The following is a 23899-nucleotide window of genomic DNA, read 5'->3' on the forward strand; positions in this document are numbered from 1 at the left end:
CCGATTTTATTTTATATTAAACTTGACTTTTTGCAGATCCGTATCCAAAGAACTGCCTCCCACCATAACGGTGAATGAACCCGATTCCAATACATATTCCGCTTTATGATTATAGTAGGACAGGTCTTCTTTATTTAAGGTGAATGTTACTACTTTGCTTTCCCCTTTATCTAAAAGAATACGTTGAAAACGTTTCAACTCTTTTACCGGACGTGTTGTGTTGCTAAAGTCATCCCGGATATAAAGTTGAACGACTTCTTCCCCTTCTCTCTCTCCTGTATTGCTAACATTCACAGTCACTTCTATTTCTTCGCCGGCATTATAATCCGTTTTATTCACTTTAAGGTGATCGTACTTGAAAGAAGTATAACTTAGACCATATCCGAAAGAATATAGCGGTGTTTTATTTCCGTCGATATAAGGGTGAAGAAATTGAGATGGCTTGTGATTATATACGGTTGAAATCTGCCCTACGTGCCGTGGGATAGTGATGGGTAACTTTCCGCTAGGATTAACTTTACCAAAAAGGATTTCAGCAACGGCTTTCCCACCCATGGAGCCCGGTTCCCAAGCTTCAATAATAGCCGGGATATTTTCAGAAATCCATTCGGTGGCAAGAGGACGTCCGTTTATCAGAATAACAATAGTAGGAATTCCTGTCTTGTGAATGGATTCTACAAGATAATTCTGTTTACCCCAAAGAGTGATGTCCATACGATCTCTGTTCTCTCCACATGTTTTCTCTTTCCAATGCTGTCGGAAAGAATCCTCACCGACTACGACGATTGCCAAGTCCGAAGAACTTGCTGTCTGTATCGCTTCTTCTATCTTCCCGTCATCCAATGCTCGCAGATTCCAACCGACATCTACATAATTGACTTTTATATCGGATGCTTCCTTTTTTATGCCTTTCAGTATGGTTGAGACATTCTTTTCCGGCTGCTCAAATACCCAGTCACCCATAATAGACTGATTATTTGCATTAGGGCCTGTTATAAGTATCTTTTTGAATTTTCTTGTATCAATAGGAAGTATATTTTCATTTTTCAGCAAAACAATCGAACGTCGGGCGATCTCTAAGGCGGTTTGTTGATGTTCTTTGGTGAAAACTGTTCTTTTTATATTGCCTTCTGTGACATAACGATTCTCGAATAATCCTAATCGGAACTTAGCTTCCAGTATCTTGGCACATGCTTTATTAATTCTCTCTTCGGTAAGTTTGCCTTCTTTAATTAGTTTCAGAATAGCATCGGAAAATACTGGGCCATGCATATGCATATCTACTCCGGCATCCACAGACAGGAAGAATGCATCGGTCGCATTTTCGGCAATCCGATGGCGGGTACTAATCGCTTCCATATCCATCCAGTCACTTACTATGAATCCGTCAAATCCGTATTCATTACGCATGATATCGGACATCAACCATTTGTTTGCATGACATGGGATTCCATTCAGTTCATTATGCGCCGGCATAAGGGTAAAAGGCTGTGCTTCCTGTATAGCTGCCTTGAAGGGGGGTAAAAAGGAATTTCTTAGTTTTCCTTCACTTAACTCTACCGGGCCGGCATTGGTTCCATTATTGGCTATTCCCCCTGCAACCAGATGTTTGGCACAAGCTAGTACGGTATTTACTCCTGTAATATTATCAGTTTGCAGCCCTTTTATAGCTGCTACTCCCATCCGGGACACTAAATACGGATCTTCTCCGAAGGTTTCTCCAACTCTTCCCCAACGGGCATCACAAGCTATCTCTATATTAGGGGTAAATGCCCAATGAGAGCCTGTGGCACGCATCTCCACGGCTGTCTGCCTGCTAGCTTTTTCTATCAGGGCGGGAGCAAATGTAGAAGCCATTCCTATGGGAGACGGATAAATAGTGGAGCCGCTGACGAGCCCGTTTCCATGTATGGCATCAATTCCTATCAGTAAAGGTATTTTCAGGCGGCTCTTTTCTGCTAGCTTTTGCAGATGATTGGCTTCCTCAGGAGTCAGAACATGAAGAAATGAACCTATTTCTCCCTGTGTAACCATTCGCTCTACTCCTGTGGAGTGCAGCCCTTTATAGAATCCTCTGGCGTGACCGTTCAGCAGTTCTTCTTCTGTGATATTCTTTTCTGCGTCACGCATATGTTCCAGTCCTACATATTGACACATTTGGGCAATCTTTTCTTCCAAAGTCATTAAAGACATCAGATTCTCGACTCTTTTCGGGACAGGTTGGGAAGAATCAAGATAAATCGCTTGTTCGGGTATGCCATTAGCCCCGAATACAAAGGACTGACAGGCTATTAATAGGATTGATACTAATTTTATTTTCATTGTTTTATAGATAATAGTTTCTAATCCGCCCCTATTTCTATAATAAATAAGGGCGGTTAAGAATTAAATTATATTGAGAAACAGGTTATTTTTCCACTTTCATATCAATGGTGACATTTCCTTTCGCGCTACCGCTGGCAAATGATTTGACAATCATAATACCATATTTGTCGGCAACGGTTTTGAATCCAATGATGGAGCCTACTCCCAACTTGTCTGTCAGTTTTTCGACTTCTGCTCCGGAAGAGTTCGTGTAGAGGTTCTGAATCATTTCAGTAGAATTGATTGCCAGGAACTCATCCGGAGTTATTTGGATAACTTTTAATTTGGTACTATTACGATGTTCCCAGGTTGTTATTGCATCCGGTGCTTTAAAAATAGCTTCGATACTTGCGTCAGACGGAGATACGAAATAATAGCCGTATGAGCCGTTACTATAGAACAAGGTGATGTCAATGTCAGCTGATTTTGCAGCAGCTCCGTCCCGTACATAAATTTCCCCATTGGTCGTATTTAAGAAAGGTCCTGCGTCCGTGCTGGTTTGTGCTCCGATTTGAAGTCCATAGAATTCATTTATGTCTAATTCCACAGCTCTTGTTACCTCTACACTGTATCCGGTTCTTACAATTCCGCCATTGGCATCCATCACTTCGAAAGCGAATGACAAAGTTTGTCCGGCATCTAAATCTGTAGTTGTGTATGAGAACGCATATGTATCACTGTTGGGATTCTCAAAAATCTCTTTGCTAAGTTCTGTGATCTCTACATCTCCCAGGTATGTTTTTATGCTTCTTAGCGCTGCTGTGGAAGTAATTTCGATGTCGAAAGCTATCACTTCTCCTGCGGTAACCGTTTCCGGCGCAGTATCAGGAATCTTTGTATCAATCTCCGGTTTAGCTGCCTGGATATATACTGCATATTCGGCAGTGGATTTCTTTTCTTCATTATCATAAGCCAATATTACAAAATTCAGTGTTTTGCCCACTTCTTCTGATTTAATGGTGTATGATACGCTATATGAATCCTTCTCCGTATTCTCCGGATACTCTTTCGCACTTCCCGGTATTTCTTGTGAATCGAGCACGGTGACCACTCTTTTGATACCGGCTGTGGCTGCCATCTCAACAGAAAAACTAAGTTCTGTTCCCGGATAGGCAATAACAGGTTCGTTTCCAACTTTCGTGAATTTAATAGTTGGTTTCGGATTCTGCTGTATACTTTCATCATCACTGTCACAAGCAATGAAGAAGATAGTTGTAAGGCATAACAAAACGCCTAATTTATATTTTAATAGTTTCATAGTCGATAATTTTTTATTGAACTAAAAATGGGATAACTGCACTTGCTACTTTCTTATTTTTAGCGTCGCGTACGAAGACTATCAGACGATAACCACCGGCTGATGAAGGGGCTTTGAATGTGATTTCTTTTTTTGTGTTATCGTCTATTAGCCCCGTGATACCATCCGGTAAGCTACCATCTGAAGAAGCTGTTTTTTCTTTCATTATCATCCAGTCGTAGGTCAATGCATCTCCGTCAGGATCAGTGGCTGTAACTTTAGCTTCATTGGATGAGTTCGGGCTGACTGTAATAATATCTTCTGCTTTCTTACCATTCATAAGCATATCATTACGTGTGGCTATTACCGGAGCCCGATTCGTTGGATAGCTCCCTGTCCATGCATATTGCATGGCATCTACTGCAGGAAAGGTGTATCCTTTTTTGTCAAATAACCCATACCAAGTCAGTACTTCTCCATGAGTTTGGTATCCCCATAGGAATACAAAGGAACCCAAACAACCGTTGTCTTTATTGGCGGCTATACTCTCTTGGTAGGCTTTCAGGTAATCAGCCTCTTTTTCACTGCTGGTTTGTTCTACTAAGCCACCCCATGGCAAAACTCTTTCCGGCTCGGGATTCATTTGCCATGTGCCACGCGGGCCGAACTCCGTAATCATATAAGGTTTCGTCCAGCCGGCAGATTGAAGATTTCCCAATACTCCCGGAAGATTAGGTGCATATGAATTGACTGAAAGAATATCTATATGTGGGGCCTTTTCTATAATATTCTTGATATGATTTACATTTGAAGATGCTAATGCCACTGTGGTAGGGTGATTAGGATCAATTTCGTGAATCATCTTGGCTATGTCGTTGATTGCATCCCAAAGTTTGAGATTGGTATAGCTTGCTTCCGCTTCATTACCTATCGACCAAACCAAGAGTGCCGGATGGTCTTTAAAGCGTTCAACTGCTGCTTTCATTTCATCAAACTGCGCTTTTACTGCTGCTTCGTTATTGTAATCAAAGCCATCAGTTTCTCTTTTTACATATAGTCCGAAATTGACATAGATTCCTTTTTCCTGCGCAGCATCCAGGATAGCCTTACTCTTATCGGAGACTCCGTAGGTTCTGACAACATTGGCCCCGAAGTCGGCTGCTTCCGCATAGAAGTTGTTGCTGGCAGCACCTTTGACATATAACTCCTGACCGTCCACCAATAATCTCCACTTTCCGTTCACTTTTGATGTCTCAACCTTGACAGGGGGCACAACGGGTTTTTCCTCAAAGGAACCTTTGGGTATCGTATAGTTGTCGTTGTCTGAACACGATGCATTCAGAATGGCGGCCAAGACAAAGAATGATGTAAATATGTATTTTAGCTTCATAATTTTATTTTTTAGTTGGTATTGATAATAATTGTCCGTCCTGCAGTAATTTATACTTCAATACATCATAGGAAATTTTCTGAACGGGTAGGTCTGAATCTATAGCCATAGCAGCGGCAGTGGCTGCTGATTGTCCTAGTATCATATATACCGGTTCCATCCTGATTGTACTATAAGCGACATGAGAAGATGATAAACATACGGTTGCTAATAAGTTAGCGCATTCTTCTTCTTTAGGAGTCAGTGAATAGTAACTGATAGGGTAAGGCGTGGTAGGCGCGAATATGGTTCCTTCATTTCGCAACTTGCCTTCCTGGTCGATCACACGTGATACATAATGACAGTCTAAGGCATAAGAACCTAAACCGACTGAATGATCGGCCAATGTACGATCTGTTTTGCGTACATTCTTTTCTGTCATTACAAATGTTCCGATCATTCTGCGAGCTTCCCGTACATAGATTTGATAAGGGAAATTATGAGTGTCGGCAAATTCATCCTTAGGTAATCCCCAGTCCAGCATCTCCTTGCGGATATGTTCCGGTACACGTTTGTCATGCCCTAAAAACCATAGCATCCCCAAAGCATAATCTTTATGCAATTGTTCTATTTCCTGCCTGGTCTTATAGTCAGCTTCTGCGTAGTTATAGCTTGCTCCGAAAAAGTCCAAATGGTTGGTATCTGTTTTTTTGTTAGGCATGGGAGTCAATGTTATAATTTGCTGAAGTTTTGTTTCAGGTTCTAACTTTAGCATGCGCACATATATTTCATACCACAATGGATTATAATTCTTTGGCTTTTGAATGGATATGCGATTGTCGGGGTCGTTTGTCAGAGTCATTCTGTAACAGTAAGCCTGTACACGTTTGTCCGCATCCCCTTGTTTACCCCATTCTTGTGCTGTCACATAGGGCAAGGTACCGGATTTAGCATTTCCTTCTTTGATATAGGGACTTATCTTTGTCAGGTCTTTCCCTTGATCATAATTAATGCGGATGCCGTTATACGTTTCGCCGTATTGAAGATTTGATTCACGTCCCACTGTATAAGATATTCCTGCACGCGCTAAAAGGTCTCCTTCATAGGAAGCGTCAATAAACATTTTTGCCTCGATTGATTTTCCGTTTTCTAGTTGGATACTTTTAATTATGTTCTCTTCCTTTTGAACGTTCTTGTTCAAATCGAGCCGGTGATTGAAGAGGATTTCAACTCCTGCTGTTTTCAGCATATCCAGCATAATTCTTTCAGCTACTGAGGATTCATAAACCCACTGTATCTGTCTTTCATCATTTTTCCCTCTATAGGTACGCTTTAGCGTAGAAATCATAAATGATTCCCTGTCTTGATTGCGCCAAACTTCGGGTTGCAGGTAGTAGTTATATATTTTGTTGTAGAATTCTTTGGTAATTCCTCCTATGAGATCATTGCGATTCATATCTGTAGCTGTCAGTCCCGATGTGACAAGACCGCCTACATGGTTGTTCTTGGATACAAGTACCACTTTCTTACCCATACGTGCGCCTTGTATTGCTGCGATTACTCCGGAAGCCGATTCTCCGTATATACAAATGTCATATCGTGGAGAACTGGCAAACAATCCCGTAACTAAAGAACAAAACAGCAGTGTTAATATGGTAATCTTTTTCTTCATCTTATTTATATATGTTGTTTTCAGTTATTATTTATATCCTACATTTTGCGGGAAGTTTTCGGCTCCCATATTGATAACCTCAGCTTCAGGTATCGGCCATCTCACAAAGTGAGGGTTGGCAGGGAGATTATTGCGGCCGAGAATGGATGCCGGAATTTCCGGATCTCCGGCGTATGCCTTGACTTGTTCGATAAGTATTCCCAGTCGTTTCAGAAAATACCATCTGTCACCTTCGAAAGATAGCTCGCGAGCCTGCTCATCCATAATATCTTTCATAGTAAGCGTACCGGTAAATTTATCGTTCCCAGCTCTTTCCCAAGTTTTGTTATAATAGTATTTAGCCAAAGTCTGGTCGTTCTTCATCAAAGCTGCTTCGGCTGCCATTATATAAGATTCGGCGAGACGATACGTTATAACGTCTTTATAACCACGAGTTTCGGAAGCTGTACGTGTCCATTTGTCTCCATACTTGATACATCCCGGGTATACATTCTTATTGATGCTTCCATTTTTATATAATGGAAAATAATCTCCGGGTTTTACTGTAGCCGATCCGTATGTGATATTTTTTTCAGTCGTGTTCTTATACTGGTGTATATAATACTCCTGATAACGTTTGTCCTTGGCTTTGTCATATAGTGAAAACAAATATGGGCTGGGAAGACATCTTCCATATGTATATCCCCAATTATCATAGGAACAGGCATATTCGGCGGTTCCTCCGATTTCAGTACGGTACTGGGCGATGAAGTAGGCTGCATAATAATTTCCTTTCGGAGTGGCATTCGATAAGTTTCCTCCCGGATTTTTACTCCACTGTTGCACCATTAGCGCTTCTTTGTGATTCAAGTCTCCGGCATTAAATACTTCATTTACTGCGATTAAATCAAAATGGCCTGACTTCTCTATTTCTTTGACCTGTTCCAGAGTGGTATCCCAGTCTTTAAGCCATAATGCAGCCTTAGCTTTCATATGACGGGCGGCAGCCTGAGTGAATCTTCCTGCTTCATTGGATACCCAGTCGAGGTTTGTAATGGCATAATCCAAATCTTGATAAATCAGTTCAAATACTTCTTTCTCGGAAGCTGCATGAAAATCTCTTGGATCATTGACATTTTCGGCAGTAGTCGGCAATACATTAAGCCATATTCTGTCAAATGTACGATATAGCAAGAAATAAGACTGGGCTCTAAAGCATTTGGCTTCTGAGACAGTTTCCCGTAATGAAGGAGTATCTTCCAGTTTTTCGGCAGCAGCGATTATTTCATTTGATTTACCTATGATTTGATACATTGTACGCCACATAAAACCGACCTGAGTGGCGGATGGCTTTAAATAATTAGGATCATATATTCCATAGAAATTACCGGTTCCGCCATTGGTTACGGCCAAATCAGTTCCTCTTTCCAATGCGAAAATTGTGGCATTTTCGGTATCATTTGCATAGTAACGTTGTAATGCATATAGTGCATTGACGGCTAGCTTAAGTCCTTCCGGCGTTCCAAATACATACTCGGAACTGTATTTAGTCTTATGCTCCTCATCCAGGAAGTCAGAGCAGGAACTATTGATAAGGAAGCAGGCTGTAAATATTAATAATATACTCTTTTTCATGATTTTATTTAATTAAAATGTCACATTCAATCCAAATAATACAGTCCTGGGCTCAGGATAATCTCCCGGAGTTTGTTCCGGACCATAAGCCTGTACGTCGGTTTTTGTCCAGAAATTGGACAGTGTCATATAGAGTCTCAGACTTTGCATATAGGCTTTGCTGATTAGTGAGCGTGGGAAATTGTATCCGAAGGTGACGTTTCGTAGACGAACATATGAAGCATCCTGATAACCCAATGAACTGATATATGCGGGCGCCTGAGTCATATTGGGAGCCGGAGCTTCATTGGACGGGTTATTCTGTGTCCAGTAATTGCGTCTTATCCCATTTCGTTTGGCTGTCAGGTCACCACCATTTTCAAATGTTGTCAGATACGGGTTATACATGATACCACCATGAGAAATATACAAGTCGGCAGATAAGTCAAAACCTTTATAATTGAAGGAGGTTCCGACTGTACCTATCCATTTGGGATCGCGTTGCATCACTACCCTGTCATCAGCTGTAATTTGATTATCATTGTTCACGTCACGTAGTTTGATACTTCCCGGAGTAGCTGTCGGCATATGAGAATTTGCAATATCATCATCTTTCTGCCAAATGCCATCAAATACATAGTCGTAGTAGACGTTCATCGGATGTCCGACAAACCATTTGTTATTGACATCATCAAGTGGTTTTCCGTTCTCGTCGACTTGTCCGTCTATCTTTTTAATCTCATTCTTGTTTTTTGTAAAAGTGAAGTTTACATCCCATCTGAAATCTTTTATTTTGACGGGAGTGGCATTAAGCGTTATTTCAATACCATTATTTTTCATTTCTGCCAGATTCACTGTTTGGGTGGAATAACCCAATGAACTTGGGATAGACTTGGTGACAAGCAAATCTGTAGTTTTGGTGTTGTAGTACTCTATTGTACCATTAATTCTTCCGTTGAAGAATCCGAAATCAAGTCCGATATTCCCTGAAGTGGATGTTTCCCATTTCAAATTGGGATTAGTCAATTCTGTACCGGGCAAATAACCGATGACCGTTTTATCTCCGAACTCAGTCAGGTATCTGTCGGTCAATCCGAGTGACTTATAAGGGGTAACTCCTTGATTACCGACTGCACCATAGCTTAAACGAAGTTTCAGGTTGGACAACCATTTGGTGTCTTTTAAAAAGGATTCTTCATTGATTCTCCAGGCAAATGCTCCCGAAGGGAAATAACCATATTTATTATTCTTTCCAAAAACAGAGGAACCGTCTACGCGTAAAGCGAAAGTAAATAAATACTTTTCGAATAAATTATATCTGACACGTCCCAAGAAAGATAATAGTTTTCTATCGGATAATTCCCAGGTAGGCGTCCCGTATTCATTGGCTGAACCTATTGCATTGTAAGTCAAATCATCGTTAGCAAAGCCGGTACCATTAATTCCTAAGTTTTTCCATTCAATCACATTGACACTTTGCATGAAGGTCGCATCAAAATGATGATTCTTATTGAAATCCTTTACATAGTTGACTATATTCTCAAACAAGTAGTCATTGGAGAAACTTGTTCCGGCAGTTGCTTTTCCGTTATTATTGCGGCCTGTCGTATGTTTTGTCCCTTGGTATGTATTACTATGGACTGTTCTGGTGTTCAAACTTCCGTTTGCACGGTATGATAAATCTTTGGTGATTTTCCAGTCTACAAAGAAATTAATCAATAACCGGTCGGTCTGACTTTTATTGTTTGAATAGTCGATATTCCATAGTGGATTGTAATGAGATTCTCCAGCCTCGGTTACATCTTCTCGTAGGGAGCCGTCATCGTTATATACTTTTGCTAAAGGCGGCATGGTAATAAATGAATTGAAGGAACCGTCGGCTGTCTTTTTCCATGATTTGGTATATAAGAAATTGGTACCTATTGTCAGGTTTTTCAGTAACTTGTGGTCAATGTTCAATCGTCCGCTCAAACGTTGGAATTTCGAATTGGGTACCATACCATTTTGGTCAAAATATCCTAGTCCCAGTGCATACTTTGTTTTGTCCCCACCGGATTGTATCAGGATATCGTGCTTTTGTTGCCAGGCTGAACTTATCATTAGTTTTTCCCAATCAACATACTCTCCTGATTTAAGGACATCAAGCATTAATCCTCTGAAACAATCGGCTTCATCATAACTAAGATTGGCGTTGTAATATGCTTCTTTACGTAAAGCAGCCCATTCTTCTCCATTGTAAAATTCAAAGTTTTTATGGATACTTTGTGAAGCGGCGTAAGTGTTATAGCTGATTTTCATCTTTCCGGTCTGTCCGCGTTTGGTAGTAATCAGGATAACGCCATTAGCTGCCCGTGCACCATAGATTGACTGGGAAGATGCATCTTTCAGAACCTCGAGTGATGCTATATCATTGGAATTAATGTCATCAATGCTACTCATCGGAACTCCGTCCACTATATAAAGAGGATCGTTTCCCCCGGAAAGAGAACGGCGTCCTCGGATCAATATATTAGAACTTCCACCAGGGGCGGCGTTAGCCATCGTCACTTGTACACCGGCAGCCTGTCCTCTCAGCATTTCACCCAGACTGGAAGATGGCGTGGCATTCAGCTTTTCGGATGTAACGGAAGATATGGCACCGGTAACATCACTTCGCTTTTGAACTCCATAACCCACTACGATTACTTCGTCCAACAATTCGCTGTCTTCTTTTAGTATAATCCGGGCTAATTCTTTGCTGTTGGCTCTGATTTCAGTTGTCTGATAGCCAATATATGAGAATTGGATAGTCGCATCTTCTGTGACATTTGCTAAAGAGTAATGTCCGTTGACATCAGTAATGATACCATTTGTTGTACCTTTCACTAACACATTGGCTCCGATAATGGGCTCTCCACTTTGATCTGTAACTGTGCCGCTGATTGTTTTTGTTCTTGCGGACTTTGCCGTTTCCTGGCTTTTTTGTTTGCCAACGGATATTGTATTGTTTTTCCTATTGAAATATAAATGAGTCTGTACTGTTATTTTATCCAAAATGTTTTGCAATGAACTGTTGCGTGCCTTGATTGAAATTCGCGGTGCGGCATTTACAATTTCCTGATCATAAAAGAATTTGTAGCCGGTCTGTTTACTTAGTTGATTGAATACGTTTTCTACAGTTTCATTCTTAACGTCCAGCGTAATGTTTTTCTTTTCTTGTGCTTGTATGTAATAAGGTAGTGATGACAAGCATACGAATAGTAAAAAAGCTAAAAATGAATGTACATTTCTACCTTTCCTTTTTGTATTAGGAAGATTATTCATAAATTTGTACGTTTTAGTAATTGAATAGATTATTTAAAACAAAGGCTCGTAATACGAGATACGTTATTCACACGGGTCGAAACGAATGAATATCCGTCCGGATTACGGAATAGGGGCTTCTCTGAGAGACGGCTCCTATTTTTCTGAAATGAAATTAACTTGGTGCTTTCATAATATATTTCTTTAGAATTATAAGTTAAACATTCAAGGTTCTATAAGGTAATACACAAAGCAGGTCATATGCTAGGGTGCCATTAACATCTTTTTGCTATTTATGCAGTAGTATACGGTTTCCTTCTTTTTTATACCGGATGCCACTTGTGTATTCTATGGATTGAAGAACTGCTTCCAAGCTCTTATTGTCATGTTCCCCGGAAATAAGATTGTTGAATTGCCCGTCAGCAAATGTAATACGACAATTGTAAACTCGTTCCAGCTCTTTGGCTACATCGCGTATCGGAGTACTATTGAAACGTAGACCTCCTTTTTTCCAAATAGCTACCGGACGATCTTCCCGACGTTTACTGTATTCACCTGAAATGGTATTGATAAGTACTTGTTCTTTCCCTTTTAACCGCATCATTGCTTCCGGCAAGTCTACCTGTACTTTTCCACTTTCCACTTCTACCGAAACGACCTCATCAGAAGAATAGGATTTTATATCAAAACAGGTTCCCAGTACTCGTACATCGAAACGACGGGTGCTGACTATGAAGGGCTGTTCTTCATTTCTGTGTACTTGGAAATATCCTTCACCTTCCAGCTCTATTTTGCGTTCTTCTCCTATGAAGTTATTTGGATACCGGACATGTGAACAGGAATTTAATGTCAGTTGAGTACCGTCGGGCAGAAGAATCTGTTTGCGTTCACCATAGGAAGTTGCAGCTTCCATGTAAATAATCTGTCGTTCATTCAGATGTTTCAGGTAATGCATTCCACCTAATGCAAGACAAACTATTGCTGCCGTGCTAACGGCAACTACTGCAATACGGCGGAACCAAGTACGTTTCTTATGCTCTATGCGTTTCAATAATTGGCGTGCTTCCCGTTTGTAGTGCTCACGTTCAAGATCTGTGAGAGGTTGTTGCGTGGCAGCTTCTTCCCAAATATCCGAAGATAACTCATTTAATATTTCATGGTCATCCGAATTTGGCAGGCTATCCAGTAGTTGCCGGGCATCTTCTGTTGTATAGAGATCATCTACATAACGGCGATATAGGTTTTTATTCTTTTTTGTATTCTCCATATTTGTTATTTAGAAATCGGGTGTTTCAAACTTTCCCTTTATATAATCAATACACAAGGGAAGAAAATATCTAGGGTGTCATTAACCTCTTTTAACCTTATGCGCCGGCAGAAACTATTTATCACTAAAGGTTGAGACAGATGAGAAGTAAAATTAAATCAGTACCGGTAATTGAGTGCTTTTCTAAATATGTACGAAGCAAACGCAAGGATGATGAGATATGCTCTTGTACTGTGTTGACCGAGATTCCTAATACTTCTGCTATTTCCTTGTGAGACATTTGTTTCTCGCGGCTCATCTCAAATATTTCTCGCTGCCGGGAAGTTAGTTGCTCTAGTGCACGAGACATTACCCTTTGTAAATCATTGGCTAAGATTTCATTATTCGTCTCATTGCTATAATCTACAGCTTGTGAAAGAATTTGCTCTTTCAAACGGTCTTCGCTTGCCAATTCTCGCAATTGGTTTAGAATCCGATTGCGCATAATTGTGTATAAATAAGAAGAAAAGGAAGCGTCAGGATTAATAAAACGACGACTTTCCCAAATTACAGTAAAAGCATCCTGAAAGATGTCTTCCGCGTATTCGCGTGATTTAAGGAAACGCATGGCAAAGTATATCAGGCGATTCTTATAAGCTGCATAAAGTTCACAGAATGCATCCTCATCTCCGGCTATCAGGCGGATAACAAGCGAACGTTCATTACCGGGAATATTTGTAGCGCACATATAGCATTTTAGGTTTCAATTCACAAAGGGATTGTTAGAATGTCACAAACGTACGTAAAATCCGGGAAATAAAAAAGGAAAGAAGTGGCTAATCTTTTTCAGATTTATTTCAGTATCATGATTTTTCTTTGCCAGAGATTATTTACTATCTTTGCAACTTTAACCCGATAATCAATGAGTAGAATATTATTAAATACCAGGATTTGGCTATTGATGCTGTTGTTTGGAGTAGTGTCTTCCGTATGGGCACAAAGTGATGACTTTACTACATGGACCAAATTCAAAGTTAATCATAAGATAGATTCCCGCTTTTCAGTTTCTGGTGATTTGGAATTACGTACGAAGGATGATATGAGTCGATTGGATCGTTGGGGGCTTACTGTTGGTGGAGTTTATCATGCATATTCTTTTTTGAATTTTGGTGTTGGATACGAAACTCACTTGCGTGATTTAGGTGATTCGGACTGGAATTTCAGGCATCGTTATCATATCAGTGCAGTTGCAAGCTTTCGTTATCAATGGTTGAAAGTATCCTTGCGTGAAAGGTTCCAGCAGACTTTTGCCCGTGGAGATTCAGAAACTCGTTTGCGCTCTCGTCTGAAGATGGCTTATGCACCTGCAAAAGGAATTGTTTCTCCTTACTTTTCTATTGAAATCTATCAAAGTCTTGATGATGCTTCTTTTTGGAGAGCGGACCGTATGCGTTATCGTCCGGGAGTAGAGATTGATTTGGCTAAACGTTGGTCATTGGATGCATTCTATTGTTATCAATATGCGTCTTCAAAAGGTAGGCATATTGCCGGTATAGAAGTTGTTTATTCTTTCTGAAAATAGTGGGTTGCTTATATAATAAGGTGTGAGTGAAAACCTCTTGTGTATGGGCACTTCTTGTAAATAATTGATTATTTGTATATTAAATAAAAAAATAAATATTTCCTAATAAAAATATCTCCAGTTTGAAGTATAATATATACTTTTGTTCCTGCAAATCAAAATGATTTGTGGAAATCAAAGACGATACAGTCACAACAGACGTGTTGTATAATGTCTCATAACCGCAAGCGAATACTTCCCTTATGTCATTTTTCTGCTCAATCAGAGATTTCTAATTTTGACTAATAGATAATAATAATGAAAGCATGTCATGGTCTATTAATGGGAATAGGCTCATTTCTTTTTTGTGCAGTTCTACTAACTGCTTGTGTGAATCACATTTCAGAAGAAGAGGAAATAATCAATAATGGAGATATTCCATTGAAATTTGTAGCTGATATTCATGAAGTCGTTAATACTCGTGTGGCAAACAATAATTTTGAAGAAGGGGATGAGGTTGGTCTGTTTGCGCTCGCAGGGAATACTACAATGCAAGAAGAACGTTATGCAGATAATCTTCATTTTGTGCTTTCTTCCAGTGGTGAATTTGTATCAGATGAATCGGTTTACTATCCGGACGATGGAGTAACATTGAATTTAATCAGTTATTATCCATATCAACAGGAAGGAGTAGCAATGGGTGAAAGTACCATGCAAGTATCAGTTGCAGTGAGTCAGAATGAACCTGAAGATTATTCACATTCAGATTTCTTGCTTGCATCTAAAGAAGATGTATTAGCAAGTAAAGAAGCCGTAGCCTTGACTTATAATCATCAATTTTTCCGCTTAAAGATAACTCTTGTTCCGGGTGAAGGAGAAAATGTGGAAGATATATTAGCTGCTAAACCAACACTCTCTGTAAATGGGTTTTATACGAAGGCAATTTACGATTTTCAGAAAAACGCATTTTCTGCATATTCCGAAGAGGAGAAAATAACTCCTGCAGGTGAATGGAAAATAGAAGATGGTTGCCTGGTAGGAAAAGAACTTATTCTGATACCACAGGAAACGACTGTAGGATACCAGTACATATCGTTGGAAGCCGGGGGAAAGCCATATACTAGCTTATTACCTTCCACTTTGCAATTAAAAAGCGGTAAGCAGAGAGAATTGAAGATCACGTTTGTGGCGGATGAAGATATATTAATGAGTAAGGTCAGTGGAGAAATCGGTGATTGGGATGGAACAGAGGTAGATCAGAGCGAATCAATAACTCTTCATAACTATGTAGATGTCTCGAAGTTGACTTTTGAAAAATCGAATGTATACAGAGTACTAAATTCTGGAAAACAAGTTGCTGAAATATGCAAAGAGTACTTAGTTACTCCTGAATTTTCTTCTCAAGCGATTGTTGCTTATCCGATGAAAGACGATGGCAGCGTTGATTTATCGCAAGGAATTGTTGCACAATTATTGGGAGAGATAGGTAAAGGCAAAGTTCATGGTGGAAGCGTTTTATGGAATTTGGAAGACAATTCCTTAACTTATGTTGCCGGAACTTCGGCTGCCCGTAATAATGTTTATGTGATGGCAGACGGAAAAATCTCATTATCAGTAGCTGTGGCAGACAATGTTTTACCTGTTTTGGCATTGGAGGATGTTGCTCGTGATGTACGTGGAGGAATGATTCATAATTATCCATTAGTGAAGATTGGAACTCAATACTGGATGCGGAGCAATTTGGAGACTACTTTATATATGAATGGTGATGAACTAACCCAACTAGATATAGTTACTGAAAATACTACTGGATATTTGCAATCAGATGCAGAACATTATTTTTATACTGCCAGTGCTGTATTATCAAATAGTCTCTTACCCGCACATTGGAGTGTTCCAAATTGGAAAGACTGGAATCTTTTGGGTACCTATCTAAAGGAGGATGTTTCTTTGTTGAAATCAGGTATTTGGTTGCCTTTAAAGGATGGAGATACAGTACAACCTGCTAATAATTTATCTGGTTTTAGTGCAACTCCTATAGGCATGTGGGTTGAACCGAATCAAAATATTTTTGAAGGTAAACATTTAGGATATTGGACGTTGGATGATACAGATACAGAAATTGCTGAATATGTTTTTTATCTGAAAAGTGATGCAAATACGATTGAAAAGGCTGCATCAGGTGTAGAAAGAAAAGCTTTTGCAATTCGTTGTATCCGAAAGTAAATCCACAGAAATGATTTTTGTTTTTCATATTTTGCTTATATTTGAAGAAGAAAAGATGTGGGTTATAGGTAAATAAGGAGATTGGAAAAAGAATCATTGATAATATAAAATAATATATGAGTAAGAAGATTCAAATACATAATAGTACAGCAGAATTCTTGATTTTTACCAGTCAAGCTAAGGAGGATGGCATTGAGGTTCGGTTGCAAAATGAAACAATCTGGCTGAGCCAAAAGTTGATGGCTACTTTGTTTGATTGTTCAACAGATAATATCTCTCTTCATCTGAAAAATATATTTAATGAGGGGGAATTAAACTCGGAAGCAGTTACCGAGGAATTCTCGGTAACTGCTTCCGATGGTAAAAGCTATCGTACAAAACATTATAATTTAGATGCTATTATAGCTGTAGGCTATCGGGTAAATTCTAAACGGGCAACCGCTTTTCGGCAGTGGGCAACGAATGTTTTGCGGGATTATGTTATTCGTGGATATATTATCGATAAGGAACGGATGAAAAATGGAACTTTTTTCAACCAAAACTATTTTGATAGTTTGTTGGAAGAAGTTCGTGAAATCCGAGCTAGTGAGCGTTTATTCTACCAAAAAATCACAGATATCTATGTAACAGCTTTCGATTACAATCCAAAATCACAAACAACACTTGACTTCTTTGCTACGGTACAGAATAAACTCCATTTTGCAATTCATCATCATACTGCTGCTGAGCTAATAATAGAACGGGCAAACTGTGAAAAAGAACATATGGGATTGACTACATGGAAAAACTCTCCAAGCGGAAAAGTCCTTAAGAGTGATGTTTCTATTGCAAAGAACTATCTGACAGAAAAAGAGTTGCACGGATTGGATCGTATTGTATCTATGTATTTGGATTATGCTGAAACACAAGCCGAACGACATATTCCAATGACTATGGAAGATTGGGCGAAAAAGTTAGATGCTTTTTTACAATTTAATGAATATGATTTATTGCATAATATTGGTTCTGTATCAGCCCATGTAGCTAAAGCGTTTGCGGAAAGTGAATTTGAGAAATATCGTATTATTCAAGATCAGTTGTTTCAATCTGACTTTGATAAATTCAGTTTCAAAGGATTACTAAATTTTGAGAATGATGAAAAATGAATAAAATAGGTTGAGCTATTAAAAATAAATATTACTTTTGTTTTTATAAAAAGAGAGAACCATGAAGAAGATAATAAATCCCTGGAAAGGCTTGGAAGGATACAACTGTTTCGGTTGTGCACCCAATAATGAAGCAGGAGTAAGAATGGAGTTTTACGAAGACGGTGACGAAATAGTGAGCATTTGGAAACCTCGTCCTGCATATCAGGGCTGGATTGATACATTGCACGGAGGCATTCAAGCAGTTTTGTTGGATGAAATTTGTGCATGGGCAGTGCTTCGTAAGTTGCAGACAACGGGCGTAACCTCAAAAATGGAGACTCGCTATCGGAAACCAATTGATACGAAAGATTCTCATGTCGTACTGCGTGCATCCATTAAAGAGATAAAGCGTAACATTGTCATTATTGAAGCAAAGCTATACAATAAGGATGGTGACGTATGTACAGAAGCCGTTTGCACCTACTTTACCTTCTCGCAGGAGAAGGCAAAAAGTGAAATGCATTTTCTGCAATGTGATGTAGAGTCGGAGGAGATATTACCTTTAATTTGAAATGAAAACTCAAGTTTTTGTGATAAATGTTTGGTAGTATCAAACAAATACTTTACTTTTGTCGCAGTTAATAAAAGAATATGAAATATACAGCTACACATCATCATCATCATTTTCCTAACGAATAACCGGTGGGCATAGATGATATTGTGTATACTCTATATAACGATAACGAAGGCTTGCCGAATACGGTAAGCCTTTTTTTATTTTTCAACGTACTATACTTGTAATTAATAATAAATAATTAAATAAAGTCATGTTAAGAATCGCAGTACAAGCCAAAGGACGTCTCTTCGAAGAGACAATGGCACTTTTAGAAGAGTCGGATATCAAGTTGAGCACTACTAAACGTACCTTACTGGTACAATCTCCTAATTTCCCCATCGAAGTTCTTTTCCTTCGTGATGACGATATTCCACAGACAGTAGCTACCGGAGTAGCCGATTTAGGAATTGTCGGTGAGAATGAATTTACGGAAAAAGAAGAAGATGCGGAAATCATCAAACGTTTAGGATTCAGTAAATGTCGTTTGTCATTGGCTATGCCGAAAGATTTGGAATATCCCGGACTGTCATGGTTCAACGGAAAAAAGATAGCGACCTCTTATCCTGTTATCCTTCGCAACTTCTTGAAAAAGAATGGTGTGAATGCAGAAATTCATGTCATTACCGGTTCGGTAGAAGTATCTCCGGGTATTGGATTGGCTGATGCCATTTTTGATATCGTAAGCTCCGGTTCTACTTTGGTTAGCAATCGTTTGAAAGAAGTAGAAGTCGTGATGAAATCGGAAGCTCTGTTGATTGGCAACAAAGACATGAGCGATGAGAAAAAAGCAGTGTTGGAAGAACTGTTGTTCCGCATGAACGCTGTAAAAACTGCCGAGGATAAGAAATACGTATTAATGAATGCTCCGAAAGATAAACTGGAAGAAATTATTGACGTATTACCGGGCATGAAAAGCCCTACCGTGATGCCGTTGGCACAAGAAGGATGGTGCTCCGTTCATACAGTACTTGATGAAAAACGTTTTTGGGAAATCATCGGAAAACTCAAAGCACTGGGAGCAGAAGGTATCTTAGTGCTGCCGATTGAAAAGATGATTGTATAAATATATATAGGCACAGATTACACGGATTACACAGATAATGCAGTCACTAATCTCAGATACCGCGTAATCCGTGAAATCCGTGCCTAATAAAATATAAACTATGAAATTAATTAAGTATCCATCAAAAGAGCAATGGACGGAACTCTTGAAACGTCCGGCACTGAATACGGAGAACTTGTTCGATACGGTTCGTACTATTATAAATAAGGTAAGGGCAGAAGGTGACAAAGCTGTACTGGAATATGAAGCCGCCTTTGATAAAGTTACTTTGTCTGCGCTTGCAGTGACTCCTGAAGAAGTGCAGGTTGCCGAAACATTAGTAAGTGATGAACTGAAAGCCGCCATCTCCCTGGCAAAACAAAATATTGAAACCTTCCACTCTTCCCAACGTTTTGTGGGAAAAAAGGTGGAAACGATGAATGGCGTAACCTGTTGGCAAAAGGCCGTGGGTATTGAAAAGGTCGGATTATACATTCCGGGAGGAACAGCACCGCTTTTCTCAACCGTATTGATGCTTGCCGTCCCTGCTAAAATAGCTGGATGCAAAGAAATCGTACTTTGTACTCCCCCCGATAAAAATGGAAATATCCACCCTGCCATTCTCTTTGCCGCCCAACTGGCCGGAGTTAACAAAATTTTCAAGGCAGGTGGTGTACAAGCGATTGCTGCCATGGCTTATGGCACAGAAAGCGTTCCAAAAGTATATAAGATCTTCGGCCCTGGAAATCAATATGTGACAGCAGCAAAGCAATTGGTAAGTCTGCGTGATGTTGCCATTGATATGCCTGCCGGCCCTTCCGAAGTAGAAGTGTTGGCTGACGCATCCGCAAATCCGGTTTTCGTGGCAGCGGACTTACTCTCCCAGGCAGAACACGGAGTCGACAGCCAAGCCATGTTGATAACAACTTCCGAGAAACTCCAAACAGAAGTGATGGCAGAAGTGGAACGTCAACTGGCAGAATTACCCCGTCGTGAGATAGCTGCAAAATCGTTGGAAAACAGCAAACTGATCTTGGTTCAGAATTTGGATGAAGCACTGGAATTGACTAATGCCTATGCCCCCGAACACTTAATTATCGAGACAGAAAACTATTTGGAAGTGGCAGAACGTGTCATCAATGCCGGTTCTGTATTCCTCGGCTCATTAACTCCCGAAAGCGCAGGTGACTATGCTTCGGGCACTAACCATACCTTGCCGACCAACGGATATGCCAAAGCCTATAGCGGTGTAAGTTTGGATAGTTTCATCCGCAAGATTACATTCCAGGAGATTCTTCCGGCAGGAATAAAAGCCATCGGCCCGGCTATTGAAGAAATGGCAGCCAACGAACTTTTGGATGCACATAAAAACGCAGTTACTGTCCGTCTCAAAGCAATTCAAAATTCATAACTTAAAAAATCAAAGAAGTGAAAACGTTACAAGAACTAACCCGTCCGAACATTTGGAAACTAAAACCATACTCTTCGGCCCGTGATGAATATAAAGGAGTGACAGCTTCTGTCTTTTTGGATGCCAATGAGAATCCATACAATACGCCTCATAACCGTTACCCGGATCCTATGCAATGCGAACTGAAAACACTGCTGTCGAAAATCAAGAAAGTAGCTCCCGAACATATTTTCCTCGGAAATGGTAGCGACGAAGCCATTGATTTAGTCTTTCGTGCTTTCTGCGAACCGGGCAAAGATAATGTAGTAGCTATCGACCCCACTTACGGGATGTATCAGGTTTGTGCAGATGTGAACGATGTTGAATACCGGAAAGTGCTATTGGATGATGACTTCCAGTTCTCTGCTGATAAGTTAATGGCTGCTACAGACGAACATACCAAACTTATTTTCCTTTGCTCACCCAATAATCCGACAGGAAACGATCTGCTTCGTTCCGAAATAGAAAAGATTCTGAATCAGTTTGAAGGACTGGTGATGCTGGATGAGGCCTACAGTGATTTTTCCAAAGCTCCATCTTTCCTGAGAGAGTTGGATAAATATCCTAACCTTGTCGTATTCCAAACATTCTCTAAAGCCTGGGGATGTGCCGCTATCCGTTTGGGAATGGCTTTTGCATCCGAAGAAATCATTGGTATTTTGAGTAAAATCAAATATCCCTATAACGTTAACCAACTCACTCAACAGCAGGCTATCAGTATGCTTCATAAGCATTATGAGATAGAACGTTGGGTGAAGACACTGAAGGAAGAACGTGATTATTTGGAAGAAGAATTTGAAAAACTTCCGTGTACCATTAAGATATTCCCGTCCGATGCTAATTTCTTTTTGGCTAAAGTAACGGATGCAGTGAAAATCTATAATTATTTGGTAGGCGAGGGGATTATTGTCCGCAATCGTCATACCGTTTCACTCTGCTGCAACTGTTTGCGTGTGACGGTTGGTACTCGTACAGAGAATAACACCTTATTGGAAGTCCTTAAAAAATATCCAGGATAGATTATGAAGAAAAAAGTTTTATTTATAGACAGAGACGGGACACTGGTTATTGAACCACCAGTTGATTATCAACTCGACTCCTTAGAGAAATTGGAATTCTATCCGAAAGTATTCCGTAATTTGGGCTTTATCCGTAGCAAACTCGATTTCGAATTTGCAATGGTCACCAATCAGGACGGACTGGGTACATCATCCTTCCCGGAAGAAACATTCTGGCCTGCCCATAATCTGATGCTTAAAACATTGGAAGGCGAAGGAATTACTTTTGATGAAATACTGATAGACCGTAGTTTTCCTGAAGATAATGCGCCGACACGTAAACCACGTACCGGAATGTTGACGAAGTATCTGAATAATCCTGAATACGATCTGCCCGGAAGTTTTGTTATCGGCGACCGTCCTACAGATGTGGAACTTGCCAAAAAACTGGGCTGCCGTGCCATCTATTTGCAAGATTCAACAGAAAGTCTGAAAGAAAAAGGGCTGGAAGATGTTTGTGCTCTCGCTACAACGGACTGGGATCAGATAGCCGAATTCCTGTTTGCCGGTGAGCGGAAAGCGGAAGTACGCCGTACCACGAAAGAAACTGATATTTATGTCGCCTTAAACCTGGACGGAAATGGTGTTTGCGATATTTCTACCGGGCTTGGTTTCTTCGATCATATGCTCGAACAGATTGGAAAACATTCCGGCATGGACTTGACAATCCGGGTCAAAGGTGATTTGGAAGTGGACGAACATCATACTATCGAAGATACTGCCATTGCTTTAGGGGAATGTATCTACCAGGCTTTAGGCAGCAAACGTGGAATTGAACGTTATGGATATGCTTTACCGATGGACGATTGTCTTTGCCAGGTATGCCTGGATTTCGGTGGCCGCCCCTGGTTGGTATGGGATGCGGAGTTCAAACGTGAGAAGATAGGGGAGATGCCGACTGAAATGTTCCTGCATTTCTTTAAGTCATTGAGTGATGCCGCAAAAATGAATCTGAACATCAAGGCTGAAGGAGAGAATGAACATCATAAGATAGAAGGTATTTTTAAAGCATTGGCCCGTGCTTTCAAGATGGCTTTGAAACGTGATATCTATCATTTCGAACTTCCATCCAGTAAAGGAGTGCTTTGATTTCTTAAATGCATGGACTAATGCAGAAACGAATACTGTTGAGCCTACTTTTAGGAGTAATCTTCTCTATCTCTCTTTCCTGTCAGAATTTGAAAATAGAGAAAATTACTCTTCCCGATAGCGAACTGACTAATCTGTATATGATAGATACGGGTGTATATCGTTCGGAACAACCTTCAAAAGATGATTTTAAGGCTTTGGAAAAATATGGAATCGGAGAATCTCTTAACCTCCGTAACAGGCATAGTGACGATGATGAGGCGAAAGGAACGTCTGTGAAGCTTCATCGGGTTAAGATGAAAGCGCACTCCGTAAGTGAAGCGCAATTAATAAGTGCATTACGTATCATTAAGAATCGTAAAGAGCCGATTGTCATTCATTGCCATCACGGCTCTGACCGTACAGGGGCTGTATGCGCACTTTACCGCATTGTATTTCAGAATATCCCCAAAGAAGTTGCCATTCGTGAAATGACTGAAGGCGGATTTGGATTCCATCGTATTTATAAAAATATTATTCGACGAATCAGGAAAGCTGATATTGAACGGATAAGAAAAGAAGTGCAGGAATAATCCGATTGGACTGTATGAGCTCATCAAATCATACAGTCCAATCGGGAATTTCTATTGCATGAATTAGAGAATTCTACCATATGAATTAATGTTTCCCTTCATTCTATTAGACAATTCATGTACTCGATTTAACTTGTTGCACTTGTGTGGCAGACCAAATGGAGTTGAGCAACAGACTGGATGCACTTGTGTAACTGACCGGTTACTCAAGTCTGTTCAAATAGTAGTAATTATATGAGGTAATATGCTGGAAAATAGTATATTATAAGAAAAGTGCAATTTTTCTCTCTGAAATATAAAAATCAACCTTATGTTTTTTGTGAACTTCTCTTAAAATAGGGCTGTTTTTATACTTAAATTGCTGATTATTAGCTCTGTGACATTTTTGTATCTTC

At 39.9% G+C, this 23899-nt stretch carries 17 protein-coding genes; 9 read left to right on the forward strand and 8 right to left on the reverse strand.

What is annotated here, in order from left to right:
• Positions 1 to 6: 6 nt before the first annotated feature.
• The 8 genes from HC965_RS11885 to HC965_RS11920 all read right to left on the reverse strand — a co-directional run bounded on the left by HC965_RS11885 (position 7) and on the right by HC965_RS11920 (position 13511).
• Positions 7 to 2322 (reverse strand): glycoside hydrolase family 3 N-terminal domain-containing protein, encoded by a 2316-nt coding sequence (locus tag HC965_RS11885; RefSeq protein ID WP_191031653.1) that lies wholly within the window; start codon positions 2320 to 2322, stop codon positions 7 to 9.
• An 85-nt stretch (positions 2323 to 2407) separates the two neighbouring features.
• Positions 2408 to 3622, reverse strand: a complete 1215-nt coding sequence (locus tag HC965_RS11890; RefSeq protein ID WP_191031654.1) for a hypothetical protein — start codon at positions 3620 to 3622, stop codon at positions 2408 to 2410.
• 13 nt (positions 3623 to 3635) lie between these two features.
• Positions 3636 to 4991, reverse strand: coding sequence for a glycoside hydrolase family 2 TIM barrel-domain containing protein (locus HC965_RS11895; RefSeq protein ID WP_191031655.1), 1356 nt, complete (start codon positions 4989 to 4991; stop codon positions 3636 to 3638).
• A 4-nt stretch (positions 4992 to 4995) separates the two neighbouring features.
• Positions 4996 to 6642, reverse strand: a complete 1647-nt coding sequence (locus tag HC965_RS11900) for an FAD-dependent oxidoreductase (protein WP_191031656.1) — start codon at positions 6640 to 6642, stop codon at positions 4996 to 4998.
• Positions 6643 to 6669: 27 nt separating this feature from the next.
• Positions 6670 to 8256: a RagB/SusD family nutrient uptake outer membrane protein gene (locus HC965_RS11905; RefSeq protein WP_191031657.1), complete on the reverse strand. Its 1587-nt coding sequence runs from the start codon at positions 8254 to 8256 to the stop codon at positions 6670 to 6672.
• A gap of 12 nt (positions 8257 to 8268) precedes the next feature.
• Complete coding sequence (locus tag HC965_RS11910) at positions 8269 to 11538, reverse strand: TonB-dependent receptor (RefSeq protein ID WP_191031658.1); 3270 nt, start codon at positions 11536 to 11538, stop codon at positions 8269 to 8271.
• A gap of 268 nt (positions 11539 to 11806) precedes the next feature.
• The gene (locus HC965_RS11915; RefSeq protein WP_191031659.1) at positions 11807 to 12784 is read right to left on the reverse strand and encodes a FecR family protein; all 978 of its coding nucleotides are present in this window, start codon (positions 12782 to 12784) and stop codon (positions 11807 to 11809) included.
• 124 nt (positions 12785 to 12908) lie between these two features.
• Entirely contained in the window at positions 12909 to 13511 is a 603-nt protein-coding gene (locus HC965_RS11920; RefSeq protein WP_191031660.1) for an RNA polymerase sigma-70 factor, read from the reverse strand.
• Positions 13512 to 13685: 174 nt separating this feature from the next.
• Between HC965_RS11920 and HC965_RS11925 the strand changes: the two genes are divergently transcribed.
• The 9 genes from HC965_RS11925 (at position 13686) to HC965_RS11965 (ending at position 23504) form a co-directional block, all read left to right on the forward strand.
• Positions 13686 to 14339, forward strand: coding sequence for a DUF2490 domain-containing protein (locus HC965_RS11925; protein ID WP_191031661.1), 654 nt, complete (start codon positions 13686 to 13688; stop codon positions 14337 to 14339).
• A 303-nt stretch (positions 14340 to 14642) separates the two neighbouring features.
• Positions 14643 to 16550, forward strand: coding sequence for a fimbrillin family protein (locus tag HC965_RS11930; RefSeq protein ID WP_191031662.1), 1908 nt, complete (start codon positions 14643 to 14645; stop codon positions 16548 to 16550).
• Between the two features lie 116 nt (positions 16551 to 16666).
• Positions 16667 to 17695 carry a virulence RhuM family protein gene (locus tag HC965_RS11935; RefSeq protein ID WP_191031663.1) on the forward strand — a complete coding sequence of 343 codons (1029 nt, stop codon included), beginning with the start codon at positions 16667 to 16669 and terminating at the stop codon, positions 17693 to 17695.
• Positions 17696 to 17756: 61 nt separating this feature from the next.
• Positions 17757 to 18248 (forward strand): PaaI family thioesterase, encoded by a 492-nt coding sequence (locus HC965_RS11940; RefSeq protein WP_191031664.1) that lies wholly within the window; start codon positions 17757 to 17759, stop codon positions 18246 to 18248.
• 256 nt (positions 18249 to 18504) lie between these two features.
• Positions 18505 to 19356: an ATP phosphoribosyltransferase gene (gene hisG / locus HC965_RS11945; protein ID WP_191031665.1), complete on the forward strand. Its 852-nt coding sequence runs from the start codon at positions 18505 to 18507 to the stop codon at positions 19354 to 19356.
• Between the two features lie 100 nt (positions 19357 to 19456).
• Positions 19457 to 20746: a histidinol dehydrogenase gene (hisD, locus tag HC965_RS11950; protein WP_191031666.1), complete on the forward strand. Its 1290-nt coding sequence runs from the start codon at positions 19457 to 19459 to the stop codon at positions 20744 to 20746.
• 17 nt (positions 20747 to 20763) lie between these two features.
• On the forward strand, positions 20764 to 21804 hold the full coding sequence (gene hisC / locus HC965_RS11955) for a histidinol-phosphate transaminase (RefSeq protein ID WP_191031667.1): 1041 nt from the start codon (positions 20764 to 20766) through the stop codon (positions 21802 to 21804).
• Positions 21805 to 21807: 3 nt separating this feature from the next.
• Positions 21808 to 22932 carry a bifunctional histidinol-phosphatase/imidazoleglycerol-phosphate dehydratase HisB gene (hisB, locus tag HC965_RS11960; protein WP_191031668.1) on the forward strand — a complete coding sequence of 375 codons (1125 nt, stop codon included), beginning with the start codon at positions 21808 to 21810 and terminating at the stop codon, positions 22930 to 22932.
• Between the two features lie 20 nt (positions 22933 to 22952).
• Complete coding sequence (locus tag HC965_RS11965; protein ID WP_191031669.1) at positions 22953 to 23504, forward strand: dual specificity protein phosphatase family protein; 552 nt, start codon at positions 22953 to 22955, stop codon at positions 23502 to 23504.
• The last annotated feature ends 395 nt before the right edge of the window (positions 23505 to 23899 follow it).

It is taken from the genome of Bacteroides sp. GM023 (assembly GCF_014750685.1).
Lineage (GTDB): Bacteria > Bacteroidota > Bacteroidia > Bacteroidales > Bacteroidaceae > Bacteroides.

Excerpts from the sequence above, each read along its gene's own strand:
- HC965_RS11965 (WP_191031669.1), top strand. The coding sequence starts at position 22,953 with ATGCAGAAACGAATACTGTTGAGCCTACTTTTAGGAGTAATCTTCTCT.
- hisG (WP_191031665.1), top strand. The coding sequence starts at position 18,505 with ATGTTAAGAATCGCAGTACAAGCCAAAGGACGTCTCTTCGAAGAGACA.
- HC965_RS11885 (WP_191031653.1), bottom strand. The coding sequence starts at position 2,322 with ATGAAAATAAAATTAGTATCAATCCTATTAATAGCCTGTCAGTCCTTT.
- HC965_RS11930 (WP_191031662.1), top strand. The coding sequence starts at position 14,643 with ATGAAAGCATGTCATGGTCTATTAATGGGAATAGGCTCATTTCTTTTT.
- HC965_RS11940 (WP_191031664.1), top strand. The coding sequence starts at position 17,757 with ATGAAGAAGATAATAAATCCCTGGAAAGGCTTGGAAGGATACAACTGT.
- HC965_RS11920 (WP_191031660.1), bottom strand. The coding sequence starts at position 13,511 with ATGTGCGCTACAAATATTCCCGGTAATGAACGTTCGCTTGTTATCCGC.
- HC965_RS11915 (WP_191031659.1), bottom strand. The coding sequence starts at position 12,784 with ATGGAGAATACAAAAAAGAATAAAAACCTATATCGCCGTTATGTAGAT.
- hisD (WP_191031666.1), top strand. The coding sequence starts at position 19,457 with ATGAAATTAATTAAGTATCCATCAAAAGAGCAATGGACGGAACTCTTG.
- HC965_RS11905 (WP_191031657.1), bottom strand. The coding sequence starts at position 8,256 with ATGAAAAAGAGTATATTATTAATATTTACAGCCTGCTTCCTTATCAAT.
- HC965_RS11890 (WP_191031654.1), bottom strand. The coding sequence starts at position 3,622 with ATGAAACTATTAAAATATAAATTAGGCGTTTTGTTATGCCTTACAACT.
- hisB (WP_191031668.1), top strand. The coding sequence starts at position 21,808 with ATGAAGAAAAAAGTTTTATTTATAGACAGAGACGGGACACTGGTTATT.
- HC965_RS11935 (WP_191031663.1), top strand. The coding sequence starts at position 16,667 with ATGAGTAAGAAGATTCAAATACATAATAGTACAGCAGAATTCTTGATT.
- HC965_RS11925 (WP_191031661.1), top strand. The coding sequence starts at position 13,686 with ATGAGTAGAATATTATTAAATACCAGGATTTGGCTATTGATGCTGTTG.
- HC965_RS11910 (WP_191031658.1), bottom strand. The coding sequence starts at position 11,538 with ATGAATAATCTTCCTAATACAAAAAGGAAAGGTAGAAATGTACATTCA.
- HC965_RS11895 (WP_191031655.1), bottom strand. The coding sequence starts at position 4,991 with ATGAAGCTAAAATACATATTTACATCATTCTTTGTCTTGGCCGCCATT.
- HC965_RS11900 (WP_191031656.1), bottom strand. The coding sequence starts at position 6,642 with ATGAAGAAAAAGATTACCATATTAACACTGCTGTTTTGTTCTTTAGTT.